This window comes from Acidovorax sp. KNOB132 (assembly GCF_057541515.1).
In genome coordinates this window covers 1-748 of the sequence record NZ_BAAJYT010000615.1, presented here as the reverse complement: position 1 = coordinate 748, position 748 = coordinate 1, and the positions used below count along the sequence as shown (strand labels likewise).

Below are 748 nucleotides of genomic sequence, written 5' to 3'. Positions count from 1 at the left end.
TGATCCCCCGTGCTGTGGTGGCAGCCGCACCGCCCGCCGCCGGGCCAGTTCGACCTGCTGGCCGCCGACGTGGGGCAGGGCCAGGCCGTGCTGGTGCGCACCGCGCGCCACGCCATGCTGTACGACGCGGGGCCCCGCTATGGGCTGGACAGCGATGCGGGCGACCGCGTGCTGGTGCCGCTGCTGCGCAGCATGGGCGAGCGCATCGACCTGCTGATGCTGAGCCACCGCGACACCGACCACACCGGCGGGGCCGCCGCCGTGCTGGCGCAGCAGCCGCAGGCGGGGCTCATGGGTTCGATCGAGAATGAGCACGCCCTGCAGCAACTGCGCCCCGCGGCGCCGTGCCTGTCGGGCCAGCGGTGGGCCTGGGACGGCGTGCTGTTCGAGGTGCTGCACCCGCTGGAGGCGCAGGCGCAGGCATCGCTGCCATCCGACGGGCCCCGGCCTGCCGTGCGGCCCAACACCCTGAGCTGCGTGCTGCAGATCACGGCCGCGCCGGCGCCGCAAGGCACCTCGGGGCAGGGCGCCGCGCCGTCCGCGCTGCTGGTGGGCGACATCGAGCAGGCGCAGGAGGCCGCGCTGGTGGCGCGTGGCGCCATCGCGCCGGTCGATGTGCTGCTGGTGCCGCACCACGGCAGCAAGACGTCTTCCACGCCCGCGCTGCTGGATGCGGCCCGGCCCCGCACCGCGCTGGTGCAGGCCGGCTACCGCAACCGATTCGGCCACCCCGCGCCGGAGGTGGTGG

At 75.7% G+C, this 748-nt stretch carries 1 pseudogene; it reads left to right on the top strand.

What is annotated here, in order from left to right:
- Positions 1–6 precede the first annotated feature (6 nt).
- Positions 7–748 (top strand): annotated as a pseudogene (locus AC27IO_RS25020) (ComEC/Rec2 family competence protein); the annotation flags it as partial.